The organism is Fibrobacter sp. UBA4297, from assembly GCF_002394865.1.
Classification (GTDB): Bacteria; Fibrobacterota; Fibrobacteria; order Fibrobacterales; family Fibrobacteraceae; genus Fibrobacter.
In genome coordinates this window covers 93,360-109,840 of sequence record NZ_DGUZ01000006.1, presented here as the reverse complement: position 1 = coordinate 109,840, position 16,481 = coordinate 93,360, and the positions used below count along the sequence as shown (strand labels likewise).

12 protein-coding genes are annotated in these 16,481 nt (G+C 37.9%); 10 read left to right on the top strand and 2 right to left on the bottom strand.

Annotated elements, in window-relative coordinates:
* Window positions 1-328: 328 nt before the first annotated feature.
* Complete coding sequence (gene rseP, locus B3A20_RS02465; protein ID WP_290761508.1) at window positions 329-1,681, top strand: RIP metalloprotease RseP; 1,353 nt, start codon at window positions 329-331, stop codon at window positions 1,679-1,681.
* A 96-nt stretch (window positions 1,682-1,777) separates the two neighbouring features.
* On the opposite strand, the gene B3A20_RS02460 is transcribed toward rseP, so the two are convergent.
* Both B3A20_RS02460 and B3A20_RS02455 read right to left on the bottom strand, forming a co-directional pair.
* Entirely contained in the window at window positions 1,778-2,143 is a 366-nt protein-coding gene (locus tag B3A20_RS02460; RefSeq protein ID WP_290761450.1) for a cupin domain-containing protein, read from the bottom strand.
* Between the two features lie 75 nt (window positions 2,144-2,218).
* Window positions 2,219-2,464, bottom strand: coding sequence for a TIGR03905 family TSCPD domain-containing protein (locus B3A20_RS02455; RefSeq protein WP_088641361.1), 246 nt, complete (start codon window positions 2,462-2,464; stop codon window positions 2,219-2,221).
* A gap of 165 nt (window positions 2,465-2,629) precedes the next feature.
* Here B3A20_RS02455 and B3A20_RS02450 point away from each other — a divergent pair, with 165 nt between their 5' ends.
* From B3A20_RS02450 to B3A20_RS02410, 9 genes are all read left to right on the top strand, one after another.
* Window positions 2,630-3,163 carry a flavodoxin family protein gene (locus B3A20_RS02450; RefSeq protein ID WP_290761447.1) on the top strand — a complete coding sequence of 178 codons (534 nt, stop codon included), beginning with the start codon at window positions 2,630-2,632 and terminating at the stop codon, window positions 3,161-3,163.
* Window positions 3,164-3,196: 33 nt separating this feature from the next.
* The gene (locus B3A20_RS02445) at window positions 3,197-3,802 is read left to right on the top strand and encodes a DUF1349 domain-containing protein (protein ID WP_290761446.1); all 606 of its coding nucleotides are present in this window, start codon (window positions 3,197-3,199) and stop codon (window positions 3,800-3,802) included.
* A 463-nt stretch (window positions 3,803-4,265) separates the two neighbouring features.
* On the top strand, window positions 4,266-7,922 hold the full coding sequence (locus B3A20_RS02440; RefSeq protein ID WP_290761444.1) for a DUF7149 domain-containing protein: 3,657 nt from the start codon (window positions 4,266-4,268) through the stop codon (window positions 7,920-7,922).
* A gap of 172 nt (window positions 7,923-8,094) precedes the next feature.
* On the top strand, window positions 8,095-8,331 hold the full coding sequence (locus tag B3A20_RS02435; RefSeq protein ID WP_290761442.1) for a hypothetical protein: 237 nt from the start codon (window positions 8,095-8,097) through the stop codon (window positions 8,329-8,331).
* A gap of 71 nt (window positions 8,332-8,402) precedes the next feature.
* Window positions 8,403-10,511 carry a hypothetical protein gene (locus tag B3A20_RS02430; RefSeq protein WP_290761440.1) on the top strand — a complete coding sequence of 703 codons (2,109 nt, stop codon included), beginning with the start codon at window positions 8,403-8,405 and terminating at the stop codon, window positions 10,509-10,511.
* Window positions 10,504-11,610: a hypothetical protein gene (locus B3A20_RS02425; protein ID WP_290761438.1), complete on the top strand. Its 1,107-nt coding sequence runs from the start codon at window positions 10,504-10,506 to the stop codon at window positions 11,608-11,610. Before B3A20_RS02430 ends, B3A20_RS02425 begins: the two co-directional genes overlap by 8 nt.
* A gap of 118 nt (window positions 11,611-11,728) precedes the next feature.
* The gene (locus B3A20_RS02420) at window positions 11,729-12,514 is read left to right on the top strand and encodes an HNH endonuclease (protein ID WP_290761436.1); all 786 of its coding nucleotides are present in this window, start codon (window positions 11,729-11,731) and stop codon (window positions 12,512-12,514) included.
* Between the two features lie 30 nt (window positions 12,515-12,544).
* Complete coding sequence (locus B3A20_RS02415) at window positions 12,545-16,096, top strand: SIR2 family protein (protein WP_290761434.1); 3,552 nt, start codon at window positions 12,545-12,547, stop codon at window positions 16,094-16,096.
* 10 nt (window positions 16,097-16,106) lie between these two features.
* Window positions 16,107-16,472, top strand: a complete 366-nt coding sequence (locus B3A20_RS02410) for a hypothetical protein (RefSeq protein ID WP_290761432.1) — start codon at window positions 16,107-16,109, stop codon at window positions 16,470-16,472.
* Window positions 16,473-16,481 lie beyond the last annotated feature (9 nt).

Sequence of the window (16,481 nt, the reverse complement as noted above, 5' to 3'; positions counted from 1 at the left end):
TAGCCGACTTAGTTTGAAGAATAAATCATTAAAAGTTTTTTCGTTTGTTTCGGCGAATCCTAAATGGCTTATGTCATAACAGATGATTGTATCTATGGGTCTAAGTTCATTTTGTGAAAATGCTGTGATTCCAAAGGTGAAAACGCAACAAAGTGTGCTTGCAAAAAATTTCATTTTTCTTTCCTTGATAGACGAGTCTTTTAGTTAAAATAGCAAACTTTGCATAAAAAGTCGAAAAAGCTTATTATTTACATAATAGCCTTGTTTTTGCTTGTTCTTGGTTTTCTAAATTGACCGTATGATGTCGAGTATATTAAATAATTTGTTGATGTTTGTTCTGGGGCTTTTTGCCCTGAGCTTCCTCGTGACTATTCACGAACTGGGACATTTTATCGTTGCCAAGTGGAACAAGGTCCGCGTAAATACGTTCTCGGTAGGATTTGGCAAAAAGCTTTTCCGCTTCAAGAAGGGCGAGACGGAATACTGCATTTCGGCGATTCCCTTTGGCGGCTACGTCGCCATGGCTGGCGAAAATCCGGATAGCATTGAAGAGGGCAAGCTCCCGTCGCAAGATGATTTTTTAGGGAAGTCCGTGGGCGCTCGTGCTGCGATTGCCTTTGCTGGCCCGTTTGTGAATATCGCCTTTGCGTTTATCCTCCTTATATTCCTTTACATGGTCGGCGTCCAGGAACCGGACAACAAGAGCCTCATTGTCGGTTTTGTGGCGAAAAATTCCTCTGCCGAAATTGCAGGCATCCAGCCGGGCGATACGATTACGTCTATCAACGGAAAAGAAACGCAAGGTTGGGATGATTTTCGTGAACAGATTGGCGTGAGTCTCGGTGCCGATGTGATGCTCGAAGTGCATCGTGGCGGGGCGCCGCTCGCCATCAAAGTCGTCCCGCAAGAACTCGTGATTCCGGCGGCGGATTCGACCTCCGAACCCATCAAGATGGGAATTGGCGATATCGGTATTTACCCGCGCAACCGCGTGATTGTCCGCCTTCCGCCTAAAGAAGGTACCGCTGCTCAAAAAGCAGGGATTGCGCAGGGCGATACAATTTTTGAAATCAACGGCGAGCACATTTCTCGCTATGAAGATGTTGTCCGCTTGATTGACGGTTCCAAAGGTGCCGAAGTCAACGTGACGCTTTTGCGTAATGGCGAAAAAGTCAATGTGAAGATGACGCCTGCTTACAACGAAGAATTCAAGCGTTACATTGTCGGTATCCAGATGGGCTATGTGATGTTCAGCGAAACGCATCTCGTGCGTCGCGGCCCGGTCGAAGCGTTCGAAAAGACTTGCGCTACGAGCTGGAAAATGACGACGAGCATCTTCCGCTATTTCAAGCGCTTGTTCCAAGGCCAGGTGAAGGTCGATGCGTTCTCCGGCCCGGTCTCGATTGTCGCTGTGATGGGCAACGTGTGGATGAGCGGATTCCAGGACTTCCTCATGCTCCTTGCGCTTATCAGCATCAACCTGGGTGTGATGAACTTGCTCCCGCTTGCGATTACCGATGGCGGTCTCCTGATGTTCCTCGGCATTGAAAAGTTGCGCGGTAAGCCGCTAAGTCTCAAGACTCAATCCGTAATCCAGAACGTCGCGGCGGCATTCTTCATCAGCTTCTTTGTGTTCATCACGATTCTTGATTTCGGGAAAATCTCGCTCTTCTTGAAATAGTAATCATTGGGCAAGTGCTGCGCGGGCTCGTGTCATCCTGAGCGTAGCGAAGTCGATGGATCTGAAATAAAAAATGGCGGCTTCGGCCGCCTTCTTTTATCTTGCTTGCATGTACGCGTACGCGAAATTCATCGGTGGTGTGCTGATGCAAATGTATTCGAAAATCTCGGGTCCCATATTGCGCAGCCCGTGGATTTCCTTCTCTGCAAAACGCACAACGTCACCAACTTCAAACGGAACTTCTTTATCGTCGGCAAGCAATAAAACGCCGCGGCCTTGGACTGCGACCCACACCTGTTCCGACGTGTAATGCTTATGACGCGGCTGTTCTGCACCCGGCATGACAGAAACCTTCGTGACCGAAACCTTTTCTGACCTGCTGTTTTCGGGCGTGAGCAATTGCGCCGATTCCACACCGGGATTGCACAAAACCGTTATGTCGTACTTTTTAATCAGTTCCATTTCGTGTGTAAAGATAGCTCTTTATTGCATGCGGAGCGCAAGGCGAGTTCGCGAATCTTCCTTATTTTGCAGGTTTTAGGCTTCCATCCCGAGAACGGCACGGGCGAGCTGGTCGGCGCAAGAGGTTGGCTTTCCGCCGCAGGTGTTGCCGAGCAATTTGGCTGCAATGTCTTCGGCCTTCATGCCTTCGCAAAGTTTTGCAATCGCCTTGAGGTTTCCGTTGCATCCACCCGTAAAGCGGATGTTGCGGATAATGTCGCCGTCACGCGTGAACTGAATCGTCGTTGCGCATGTACCTTTTGTCTTAAATGTTTCTTCCATAGAAAACTCGTTGTTTTGTCATGCCTGCCACAGAGCAGTCATCTCCTTGAAAGGATTTGTTTTTACACTAAATATAGAATGTCTTGTCAATGAGTGTGGCACCGTAGCGATCGCTAGTTATTTTTTATAGATTATAGCAACAAACTATATGGCGATGGTTTAAGTATGAATATCCTTGTTCTTTCGGGTAGCCCGCGCAAGGGCGGCAATACAGATTTGCTGGTGGAATCGTTTGTGAAGGGTGCTTCGCAAAAAAACCAAGTTGAGGTCGTTTCGGTTCACGACTACAAAATCAATCCTTGCATCGGGTGCAATTCGTGTTTTGACCGCGAAGACCACAAGTGCTGCCAGAAAGACGACATGCAAATTATTTACGACAAAATGTCGAATGCCGAAATGCTCGTGATTGCATCGCCGGTTTATTTCTACGGCTTGAGTGCGCAACTCAAGGCTGTCATTGACCGGTTCCACAATCCAATTCGCGATACTTTTCGCATCCACAAAATGGCGCTCCTCTTGGTCGGTGCGGCTTCGCTCCCGGAACTGTTCGATGGCATTCTCACGCAGTACAGGCTTTGCCTCAATTTCTTCAAGCTGCAGGATATGGGCCAGGTACTTGTGCGCGGTGCAAAGGACAAAGGCGATGTCGGGGAAATTGCCTTGCAGCAGGCGTATGAACTTGGAAAAATGTTGGAATAAATTCGGATAGGGACAAATTCAAAGGCTACAGAAATGTTTGATATTTCTAAAATGAAATGGGTCAGGGAACCCCGGAACTACAGCATCAATCAGGAATGCGTCGAAATTGTGACCGCCCCGCATACGGACCTTTGGCAAAGGACCTACTATCATTTCAGAAACGATAACGCTCCGGTTCTGCAGATTGAAACAGAAGAAAAGTTCTTTTCCTTTGTCGTCAAAACCGATTTTTCCGAAAGTCATCATCGCTTCGACCAGTGCGGGGTGGCGCTGTATCTGGATTCGGATAATTGGCTTAAGGCGTCGGTTGAATATGAGAATGAAAAATTCCAGCACCTGGGTTCTGTCGTGACAAACCGCGGGTATTCAGACTGGGCGACGACTGCGATTCCTGCAGATGTAAAATCCATGTGGTATAGGCTCAGCAGGCGCGAAGATGACTACTGCATAGAATGTTCTCGAGACGGGGTGCAGTTTTCTCAAATGCGGATTTGCCACATGCTCGAAGGAGCCGGAAAAATTCGGTTTGGCATATATGCATGCAGCCCGGAAAATTCCAGCTTCACGGCTCGTTTTACGGATATGCAGGTGACGGAATGCGCATGGAAAGCGCACGACGGCCAACAACCGGATGCGTAAACGTAAATTTCCGCCAAATCGGCATCGAGCATGACCTTTACCCCGCGGATGGTATATATTCGCGACTTGAGCAAATCCTCGTCTATCAGGGAAAATTCAGGCTTTTTCGGCGCAACGGCCTCGGCCGCACTGGCCGCAACATCTTTCTTCATCGTCAACTCCTCTGGCATACAAGCGTAAAAAATGCCAAAAACTACACACTTGTGCACTAAATATAGATTCAAAAATCCAGTTTGTCAATAGGCCTGCGCGATTTTTTTTGAAGGGGGAAGTCTCCCCCTCGCTTCAGCCTTGCCCTTATGTCACCCTGGAGCCAAAGGCGATAGGGTCCAGGGCAAGTCTTTCGCTACCCCTTCTAGCGGGGACACCCCGCAACGCCCCGACTGCAAAAAAAAACGGGAAATGCCTCAAAAACCTTGGGATTGCCATCTTTTGTCTTCAAAAAAGGGTATATTTCCGTTGTATGTCAATCAAGTTCATTTCGCCTAAAAAGTCCGTCAATTCCGCGTTTCTCAAGTTGCCCGTTCCCGTCGAAAAGATGGAGGATTTCAAGCTTTCGCTCAATAACCTTTACGGCAAGCGAAACCCGGCGCAGGACGAAGAATACCACAAGGGCGAAATCTGGAACTTTTTACGCAAGATTTTTGAACCCGATTATTCGGTGCAGGTCAACCGCCCGATAGACTTGTGCGTTTTTAACGGGAACACGGCAAGTGCAAAGCCTGCGGTGATTATCGAAGCGAAGTCGCCGACGAATGCGGCGGAAATGTTTTCGGCGGAGCACCCGAACATAAAATCGTTGCAGGAACTCGTCTATTACTTTATGCTGGAATACGTGCATTCGGGCAATCACGAAATCAAGTGGCTCGCCATCACAAATTTTGACGAATGGTATTTCTTCGACGTTAAGGACTTTATCCGCTATTTCGGGAACAAGGCAAAGCCGATATACGATCAGTTCCTGAAATTCAAGGCGAATCAGATGAGCGGCAATAAGACCTCCGATTTCTACAACGAAATCGCGAAACCCGCCATCGACGACTTTCTCGCCTCCTGCGACATCAACGTCGTGCATTTCAGCCTTGCAGATGCAATGCGGACGCTTGCCCCAGAACTAAAAAAGTCACATGTCACCCTGGAGCCGAAGGCGATAGGGGCCATGGATTCTATCAGCCCTACGGGCTTCCAGAATGACAATGCATATTCTCATTCCACACCTCACATTTCACACTCCACACCACTCCTCCCTCTCTACAAATTCCTCTCCCCGGAAACCTTCCTCGCGAAGCCTTTCGCAAACGACAGCAACAGTCTCGACCGCAACTTTTATGCGGAACTCTTGCACATCATCGGCCTCGAAGAAGTAAAAGAAGACAAGGGCGGCAAGAAAGTCATTCAACGCAAGAAGCCCGCGAATCGCGACCGCGCAAGCCTCCTCGAAAGTGCCATTTACCAGCTCGAGGACGATTTCCCGAACAAGGAAGAATGCGAGGCGATGGCACTCCGTCTCTGCATCACGTGGGTAAACCGCCTGCTGTTCCTGAAACTTGTCGAATCGCAAATCCTCATGTATCAAAAGGGCGATGCATCGTACCGGTTCATGAGTACAGACAAAATAGCGAACTTTGACGAACTGAACATTTTCTTTTTCAAGGTGCTCGGCAAGAAAATTGAGGACCGCGACGAAGACGTGCTCAAGCGTTACCCGAATGTCCCTTACCTGAATAGTTCGCTGTTCGAACCGACCGAAGACGAAAAGCACTTGAAAATCCGCGGCATTCCCGATGCCCAGATGGAAATTTTCAACAAGACCGTTTTGAAGGACGAACGTGGCAAACGCGCAAAAGGTACGCTTCCGAATCTGGATTACATCTTCAAGTTCCTCGATGCCTACAATTTCGCAAGTGATGCGCAAGGCGGCGTGACCTCTACGAGCAAGACGCTCATCAATGCGTCGGTTCTCGGACTCATCTTCGAAAAAATCAATGGCTACAAAGACGGCAGTTTCTTTACGCCGGGGTTCATCACCGACTACATGGCACGCGATGTGCTGGAACGGACGGTGGTGCAGAAGTTTAACGAAGTTAAGGGTTGGGATTGCAAAAATCTGCGAGAGATTGAAGATAACATCGGGAAAGATGACGTTCCGGAAGCGAATAAAATTGTGGATGAAATCCGCATTGCGGATGTTGCCGTAGGTTCTGGGCATTTCCTTGTCTCTGCCTTGAACCGCATGCTTGCCATAAAATCTGAATTGAATATTTTCTGCGATGCCGAAGGAAACCGCATCAACAATAAGAAATGGGTGTTGAAAGTTGATAACGACGAACTTTCAGTTGTTGATGACGATAACGAACCTTTTGAATATAAGCCCGGCAACGAAACGCTCCAACGCATACAAGAAGCCTTGTTCAACGAGAAACGCCGCATCATTGAGAATTGCCTTTTCGGCGTTGACCTGAATCCCAACAGCGTGAACATCTGCCGTTTGCGCCTTTGGATTGAACTTTTGAAGAACGCCTACTACACCAAGGAAAGCGGCTACAAACAACTCCAGACGCTCCCGAACATCGACATCAATATCAAAGTCGGCGATTCTCTGCTGAGCAAATACCCCGTGCAGAACGGGCATGTCGTTTTGGACTTTTTGCAGAAAGAAGACAAGGCCGACAAGAAAAACGGACTCGCGGCGAAACTCAAGGAATACAGGAAAAACGTTCAGGATTACAAGGCGGGCGGAACGAGCTACAACAAACAGCAACTTCGCCTGAACATTGCCGGCCTCAAGTCGCAACTCAAGGAGCCGCCCAGCATCGACCTCTTCGGAAACGTGGTCAAGAACAACGACATCGACTTTTCCAACTCGCTTGAATGGATGTTCGAATTCCCAGAAATCCTTGATGACGAAGGCCGCTTTACAGGCTTCGACGCCATCATCGGAAACCCGCCGTATGGTCTTTTTAATAAGAAACAGAATCAAAATATTGCTTTAACGCAAGACGAAAAAGTAACACAACTTATTCGTGAACGTTTCCCTGAAATAGATGAAGGGATGATTAATGCTGCTAAAGTTTTTTATGCTCTTGCATTTAGACTTACAAAGAAAACGGGCTTAATAGAAATGATTGTTCCGTTTGGGATTTTGTCTGAAACAAGTTCTGTGAAAATCCGCAAGAAGATTCTTACACAACATTCTTTCTTGAAGGTAAGCATATTTCCAGAAAGAGATTCTGTTAGTCGTCGTGTATTTGAAGATGCTAAAATGTCAACGGCAATTTTATTGTGCTCAAATGCAAAAACAGATAACCCTATTTTAATTGGATCGTCAAGTAGTCGAGAAATTCCTCCTGAATTTAGTCCATTTTCAGTTAAGGATGTTAAAATGTTTAGTCCTGAAGCTTGGCAATTACCGATGTGTAATCGGAAATCTTTTGATTTGCTGATGAAAATGAAGAATCGAGATCGATATCGGACGATTGAAGAAGTGGCTCCAAGCGTAGAAGGTGAAGTGCATATGACGAAGTGCAAACCTGCTATTACTTCAGATAATGCAAAACCGATTCTTTTGAAGGGTGCTCAGATAGCAAAATGGTTCTATAAAACAAACAAAAGTGAAATTTCTCAAGGAGAAATAGAATTTATTGATGAACAAACATTAATGAACGTTTGCTCTACAGAAAAGATTGCGTATTCGAAAAAAGAAAGGATTTGCTTTCAGCGTTTAACTGGAATTAATGAGAAGTGGAGGCTGAAAGGAACTATTATTACTCCAAATATTTATATTGCGAATTCTGTAAACCATTTAAACAACAAGTCGAATTATTCGCTCTATTTTATATTGGCCGTTTTTAACTCCAAACTTTTAAATTTCATTTTCAAAGCAACAAGTACGTCTAGCAATGTCAATGGTTATGAAGTTAATGCTCTGCCATTCCCAAAAATTAATGCTGAAAAGGAAACTTTGGTTTCTGAGATAGAAAATATCTCTAAGCAAATTCTTGAGTTGAAATCAGAGAATCACGATGTCGATATTGCTGCATTGGAAAATGAAATAGATAAACTTGTTTACGAATTGTATGACTTGACAGAAGAAGAAATTGGAGTAGTAGAGGGTGTTTAATATACGAGAATATAACGTCGGCCAAGGATGGAATGGGTACAGGGAAAGGACTGTGCGGCCTTCGCAATTCCGAGCTTGGTCTTCCCCCGCAAGAATTTTTTCTTCAAATTTTTATAAAAATTGTTGGCCTTACTTCGAAAACCTCCGCATCCCCCTAGACAATGCGGAACTCTTGCAACAACTCGCCAACCTTGCCGATGAAATCATCACCGCTAAAAAGCAAGCTTCGTGTCATCCTGAGCGGACCCTGGAACCGAAGGCGATAGAGGAAGTCGAAGGATCCAGTGAAGTAGATGGCGAAGCAATCCAAAGAAATATCGCCGACCTCGAAACACAAGTCAACACCCTCGTCTATCAACTCTATGGCATCACCGATGCCGAAGAAATCGAAGCCGTGGAGAAGAGGTGAAATTTTTGAATAAAGTATTAGAATGAAAAAGAATCTTATTATCAAAAGCGATTACATGGAGGTGTTGAAAAATGAGTTTTCAAATTGATTGTATCGAAATTGCAGCAAAAACAAAAAAAAGATTATTAAAAGAGATTAAACCAGGTCGTTTTTTCTTTAATGATTTTTATCAAAAAAGTACTAGGGGAGAAATTCTGACTGAAGCTGAAGATTATTATGATGAAAAAGACTTATATGCACCAAATATCAATGTTACGGCTATTGTTGGTAGGAATGGCTCTGGCAAGAGTACTTTGATAGATTTAGTTCTCCTTGTTGTAAATAATTTCTGTTATATGTTTGAACGGGGACATGAACGGAATGGTGCGGAATCCTTATTGTATATCCCAGGGCTGTATGCAACTCTTTTTTTTCGAGTAAATGGAGAATGTCGTAAGATTGTTTGTAGAGATGAATCAATTTCGCTTTTTTATGAAGGCGGATCTTATTCATTTGAAATATGTAAAAATGAAAGTTTGCGTTCAATTGTTTCTAATAATGATATTATAAAGATAACAGAAAAAATCTTTTATACGATAGTTTCTAATTACTCTTTGCAGTCATTTATTTTTTCAAATTATTTGAGTGATTTTTATAAATTTGATTATTTGAATAATAAAGATGTGCTTGTAAAAATGGAAGATTGTGATGGAGACAATGCATGGGTAAATGGTCTCTTTCATAAGAACGATGGTTATGTTAGATCTGTTGTATTAAATCCATATAGGGAAAATGGGCGAATTGATATTTCAAAAGAACTAAAACTTTCGAAGGACCGAACATCCGCTCTTTTTGTATTTGCTAATGAACAAAAAAAAGATTTTTTTGAACCATATATATTCCATGATTTGAAGTTTTCTCTAAAAAAAGGATTCTTTTTACAAAAATTCAAAAAAATTTTGAAAGACAAAAGGGTTCCAGAGGATGTAATTGGTTGTTATAATACAGATGATGATGTTCTTTCTGTTTTAAACGATGATTTTATTTGTGTTATAAAAGATTTCTTTTTTCTAGATATAAAGAAATTAAATAAGTTAGATAAGTTTGCATTTCTTTATATTCAATTGAAAATCTTTATCATTATAAATAAATATGTTGGATTTGAATCGTATCGTGATTCTTTTGTTTTGGTATATAATGAATCTAGCAGAGAAAAAGTTTTGTTTAATATTGTAAACGATGAAAAATTTGTATCCTTAATAAAATTAATAAGGCAAGATGATTCTCATGTAACAAAAAAAATCAGAAGAACGATTAATTTTCTAAGATCAGAAGCGAGTGCGGGTATTGAAAAATCTGAAAGTCATTTCTTTTCAGGCAGAAAGTATTTCAAGTCATTGCATAAGGCCTATTTGAAATCTGTTCAGAGAGTTTATCCTAAAGAGCTTGTTTTTGATAAGTTTTTTTTAGATAGTCTTACATACGAAAAAGAATTAGATTATCTTTTACTCACAACTCCGTTTGACGGAATTACTGGAAAATTTATATCTCCTGTAGACATTGAAAAGGCTCTGTTACCTTCATTTTTTTCATATGATTTGCTTCTTTATAAAAATACTGATGTTGTAAAGTATGAGGAACTTAGTTCTGGTGAATTGCAATTAATTCAAACTCTTTCTGTTCATATGTATCATATTGAAAATATTTTATCTATAAAAAATGAATCAGGTATAAATAGGCCTGTATATCGAAATATTAATTTAATTTTTGATGAAATTGAGCTTTGTTTTCATATTGAATATCAGTGCACTTTTGTAAAAAAATTGATTGATATGATACTTTCTATGCGACAGAATAAGGAATGTTCTATTAATATAATTTTAATCACTCATTCTCCCTTTATTTTGACCGATATTCCATCGCGAAAATCACTTTATCTATGTGATGGTGTACAGCATGAAAATAAAAATGAAACATTTGCTCAAAATACATTTTCATTGCTTCATAATAATTTTTTGGTGTCTAGTTTATTTGGTGATTTTGCAAGAAAAAAAATTTTTGATTTGCTGAATTGTTTAACTGGGAAAGAACATGAATATGATTGGAATGAGGATTCTATAGATGCTTTTGTTACCCTTGTTGGCGATGAATTATTAAGAAATGAAATAATAAAATTAAGAAAAAGGTTTAGTTGTGTATAGAATCTTAATTTCGAAAGACGTTGAAGAGAAGGCTCAAACGTTTTCAAAAACCCTATTTTCCGAGAGAAGGGCCGATTTTGTGAAGCCTAGTCAAGCTTTAATTGATTTTTACGATAAAATTGAGGTGATTGAGCAGGGGATTTCAGAAGTTGAAAAAAAAGACGTTTTAAAGAATTTTAAAGAGTATATAAAAAATCTTGCAATGATATTTGAGCGAATTGTCGATTTGCATCCAAGAGAGTATGATTGGTATCAAGAACAATTTTTTTCAATGGTCAAAAAAAAACAATTTAGCTATAGGTGTAGATATGGGGAAAAAAAAGACTCTTTTTATATGTTGATTGTTGAAGATTGTTTGCGGTACTCGTGTGCAAGAGATGAATTTATTTCTTTTGTGGAAGATTCAAATATTCAAAGCTGCGTTTACTGTAATATGCATTCCTTGGAATCTTGTTCGGGCTCTAGTGGCAATTTTGCAACGTATCAGTTGGATCATTTTAAAGATAAAAGAGATTTTCCATTTTTGGGTATTAATTTTTATAATATGGTTCCTAGCTGTTCTTATTGTAATCAGAAAAAGAGTAAGAATGAAGTGCCTTTTTTTCTATATCGTTTAAATGAGAGTGAGATGGAGAATCCGTTTAAATTTATATTTCCAAAAGGATTTTCTGCATATTTTACGGAACAAAAAAGGGAAAATATTAATTACGAGTTTGATGTTAGTACTTGGTATTCATATCAACATGAATCGGTATTTGAAATACAATCTCGATATGAAGCAAGGCTGGATGAGATTGAAGATTTTCTAAAAAATTTGTTGATGTTTGTACCTGAATGCATGGATCTGTATAAAAAAACTTTTCCTCAATTACCATATGATGCTATTTTACAAGAAAGAATAAATAGATTGTTAAAAGATAAATTGAACTATAGTCAAGTGCATGAATTTTCGTATACAAAGATTAGGTTGGATCTTGCACAGGAACTAAATTTAATTCCTAGGCAAACTAACGTATGTTCATCAAGCAATACATGTGATTTGTTGTATAAGTATTTTTGTGCGAATGGTTTTGTAAAAAAAATAAGAAAAAGAAAGTAGTGGTAAGGATAAAATAATTTCATCAGGACCGATTTATGATTTTATTGATGCAGTTAATGAAAAGATGATGGCTGACGAAAACTTAGAATCTGATAATCAATAAGTATGGGAGAAGATAATGTCTATTGAATTTCTGAATTACGAAGGCTTGCAAGTAAAGTACAATCCCGATGAATTAATTGTAGTACCGTTGAAGGTTACGCAGTCAAAAGTTGGTGATTTTGGTGAAGCCGATTTTCAAACTTTTTGGGAAGTAAAGGGAAAAGTAGAAGAGGTTCCTTCTTATCATGTAAAATGGGTACATAAAACAGATTTTATAGAAATTGTGTATGAGAAAAATCTAAATAGTAAAATCGAGGCGTATATAAAAACTCATAAACAGAGTGCTCCAGATGGAATTTCATATGGGAAAGAAGAATATCACATAGAAAATGGTCGAATATCATATGTACTATGGTATGCTGCTGATGATAACGGAAAGGTTACTTATAATTCAAAAATAAATACAAGAACACTTGTGTTTAAGGTTGGTTGCGAAGAAAAAAGGAATACGAGAACTGCGGAGCAAGTGATACGAGATCAATCGGCATTCCGTAAGAATCTTTTAGATTTGGATGGAAAATGTGCTATTTCAAAAATTGCAATCCCCGAAGTTCTTCAAGCTGCTCATATTGTAGCTGTAAAAGATGGCGGATTTGAAGTAGTTAACAATGGTATTTTGCTAAGATCAGATTTACATCTTTTATTTGATAGTGATGCTAGAATTCTCAAAATTGATTCTGATGGATATGTTCATATTGACAAAAATTATGTTGGAGACTGCCAAGAATATCTGCAATTTGATGGAGTAAAAATTGATGATTCTGTTTTGGAAAGAGTGAAGAACAATTTAAAAAATAAATAATGAAAAAAATTTTTAGGATGGTATGATATTATGAGTTTATCCTCTAAAAAGTATAATTTTGAAAATGAAGATTTTGATTTCTTTGATGAATATTATAATAAAGAATTAAATGAAGATGATAGATTAAAGTTAAGTATTGATTATATTGAATATAAATTGAATGATAAATCAATGTCTGCAATTGTTGGAGCTGGGTTTAGTCTTAATTCGAATCCATCATTCCCTGATTGGGCAAATTTATTGATAGATGCGTTTAACGAAATGTATCCGAATGAAATTTGCAGAAATGATAAAGAATCCGAAATTAATTACAATAAAAGAGTTGCCAAAGAAATCCAAAATAGAAGGGAACCCGTTGTTGCCGCTGAATATGAAAAATATAAGGGAAATAGAGAATCCTTAGATATATACATTGAAAATCATATTTTGCAAAAGCAGGAGTTATCCCAAAATTTGAGTATTCATGAAGCTTTTTTAAAGTTAAATTGGTGTGATATTATTACAACTAATTGGGATAATTTACTTGAAAGTGCCGATAAGGATGAACGATATGAAGTTGTTCGTTCTGCGAAAGATTTGAAACATTGTAATAAAGATAGAATTGTAAAAATACATGGGTCACTTAGGTCTAAAACAGAACGAGAAGAACAGAAGTATGAATTTGATGATTGTTTCGACCACCTTTATTTGATTACAGAAAAAGATTTTGAGAATTATGCCGTAAATCATGAAGGGTTTTCAAATTTCATGAAAGTGAAAATCTTGGAAAATTCCTTTTGCTTATTTGGTTTTTCTGGAAATGATTGGAATTTTAAATATTGGGTTAAAGAATTAAAAAGAATCATGATAAAAGGTGGGCATGCGTCTAACTTAAACCCCATTTTCTTATTTGATGTTTCTGAAAAAGATTATAAAATAGAGCAAAAACAGTTTTTTAGAAATAATTATATAATTCCATTAAAGTTAGATGATTTTGTTAGAGTTTTGAATAGTCCTGCGTATGTACAACCTTTTGATGTGATGCTAGAAGAAAATCAGTATAAGGACTTATCAGACCGTTCGCAAGAAATACCGGAAAATTTTTCAAAGATTTTTAGTTATTTTATACAAAAGCAGAGAGAGAAAGAAAGTGAACGCATGTCATATGAAGATAATCTAAAAATTGATGTCAATAAAATCCTAAATAAATTGGCTTGTTTTCCCAAAGACCGTTTATCTGTTGACTTAATGCAAGAATATATTGATTTGCCAAAATTTAAAGTAAATGAATTGTATTATAGACAGCTTGTTGTTGATAAAATTCAGTTTTTAGGAAAAGATAAGGGATTGTGGGGTGAAATAGAATATCTATTTGTTTACACTTGGTGTTTGAATAACTTTTTTTCTTTAACGCAACTATTTGATATTGATAATATTGAATTAATAATTAGGCATTTTGTCGAAAAGAAAATATATTTGACAAAGGCTATTGTCTTCTCAGAATTGATTTTTAAGTATTATTTTGATTGTAATAAATATAATAAGTTTGAAGAATTTGCATCTTTGATTGAAAATAAGTCTGAGGATATTGTTGATTATCAAAGGTGCAAGTTTTATTTTAAAAATTTAGAATATGAAGAGCTTGAAACAAAAATTAAAGGTTGGTTCCCAGAAAAGAAAAAAGATGCGAATCCGTTACATATTCTTTGTAAGATAACATTTCTTCTGGTGCTTGAAGGTGTTTATAATTATACAAATGTTGAATTAATTAGAAATCTATTCGAAATATTGCTGAAAAAATGTAATAAAGAACCTCAATTGAAACTTTTTATACTATTGTATTATAGATATTATATCAGTAATAAAAATTCAGAAATTTATCAAAGATTAACTAAATCTATAAATGAATTAAGATCTTTAGATTTAAATTATCCTAATCGTTATATAGAGATACTTGTCGAAGAAAAAACAAAGGAAAATTTAGATATAACGAAACCAAACTCAAAAAAAAGACATCAAACAACTATTTCTATTCCGTCCAATAATTACGAAAAAATAAAATATAGATGTCTTTTAAATTTCTTTGAATATTTAAATATTCCAATGGAAGGAATAATTTCTGAAAGTAAATTTGTTGAATTAATATATAAAGTTGATGACGGATGTTTGTATGAATTATTTCCTTATTCGTTTTATTATTTTGGACATTCTTCCGATGAAGAATATATGCAAACCGTTATGCCTCTTTTTTTGCGTCGACTTTCAAAAGATACTCAACTCTTTTTATTTGAAAAGTATATTAATTTATTCAAATCTAAGGAAGATGGCGGTGGAAATCTCCAAATGTTATGTTTTTTGATGAATGAAATCGCTAAACGTGTAGAAAACAATGATGCGAAAAAATATTATAATTTGTTTTTTGAAAGATTTTTTAATAATACGGATAAAAGTCTCCAGATTTTAGCGAATAATGGGAAAAGATGGGGTATTCATGATCCGTTTGTAGATTTTTTAAAGCAAATTGATGATGAAGAACAACTCAACAAAATACTGCACTGGATTATAGACAATTGTTTAATGCTTTCAAAAGATGATTTTGCGATATCCTATTATGAAGATTATTATATAGCTATACTAAATGATAAAAAAAAGAAAACTTATCTGACTGCTTTTTATTCTGATGATTCTATTATTTCTAAGTTATTGGAGAGCTTTAAAAAACATTACTTCCTCGCTCTAGATGCATTTGTTTTTCTTAATGATGAAATGAAGGAAAAATGTACTAATTTCTTAAAAGAGACTATTTCTTTAGAAATCAATCCGAATGTTTTGAAAAATTGTTATTCTGATGAAGCTAAAGAGAAAGTTATTTCTATTATAGCAACATCTACAAATTTTCCTATCGACCGTGCCGTAGGGTTTATTCGTGTTTTGAAAAATTTAGAAAAATTAGAAGTGGCTGATTTAAAGAAAATATGTCCTTCAATAAACAAAGTTGCGGAAAAATATCAAAAAAATGCATTAAGTAGAGATCGTTATAGGTATATAATAAAACCTTATTATGAATTAATATACGATTTCTATGAATCGGATAATTCTGATTTAAAATCAGCTGTTGAGGAATCTATAAATGTATTTAAGCCTATATATGAAGAAGAAGCAAATAAAATATTGACATTTGATTGGATTTCAACGCAAGACAAACAGATGTTTAGAGATTCCTTTTTTGATTCCTTTACATATTCAGTAATAATGAACAGAAAAAACGAATTAATCCCTTGTGTGGGAATGGCTTTGTCAAAAATCTATTTAGACGATGATTTTGGAGATATGTCAAAATACGAGGCTGTGTTAGAAATTTTCGTCCATTATTGTGGATATGAAAAATGGTTTAGTTTATTTAAAGAAAATTCCTTGATAAAATTTGGCATTATTCGTATATTGAGAAAGTTTAAGCAAAAAATTCCTTTGTGCTATGATGATTTGTTTATTCGTGAACAAATGTTTAAATTGGCAGATATCGCAGAGAAAATGGGAATCGAAGATGAGTCTGTAATGTATTGGAAAAATGAAAGTATTGGAGATGCGATTGATTCGCTGTAGGACATTCCCCATGCTTTTCACTCCCACTGGCACATTCTATTCCAAGGTTCAATTCAAGACCGAAGAAGAGGTCGAAAAAGTTGTCGTTGACAACTTCAAGCTTCTCTTCGGTGACTATTCTATCTTGCTGCCGAAAAGTTTGATTCGGACTTCTGGCGGCAAGGGGAGGGAAACGCAGGGATTGCCGAAACCAGAATATCGGCAGGATGCTTTCATTTTGAAGGCTATTGTTAAAAATTCGGGATTTGGGTCGAAAAACTTAGGGTGTGCTCCGGCTACTGCTACCAATCTTATAAAGCGGATGAAAACGCTAAATATAGTGGAACCTGTTGTGGGCGCAGGCAAGGGAAAATACGTATTGCGCCGTGCTAAGTAGATTGTGCAA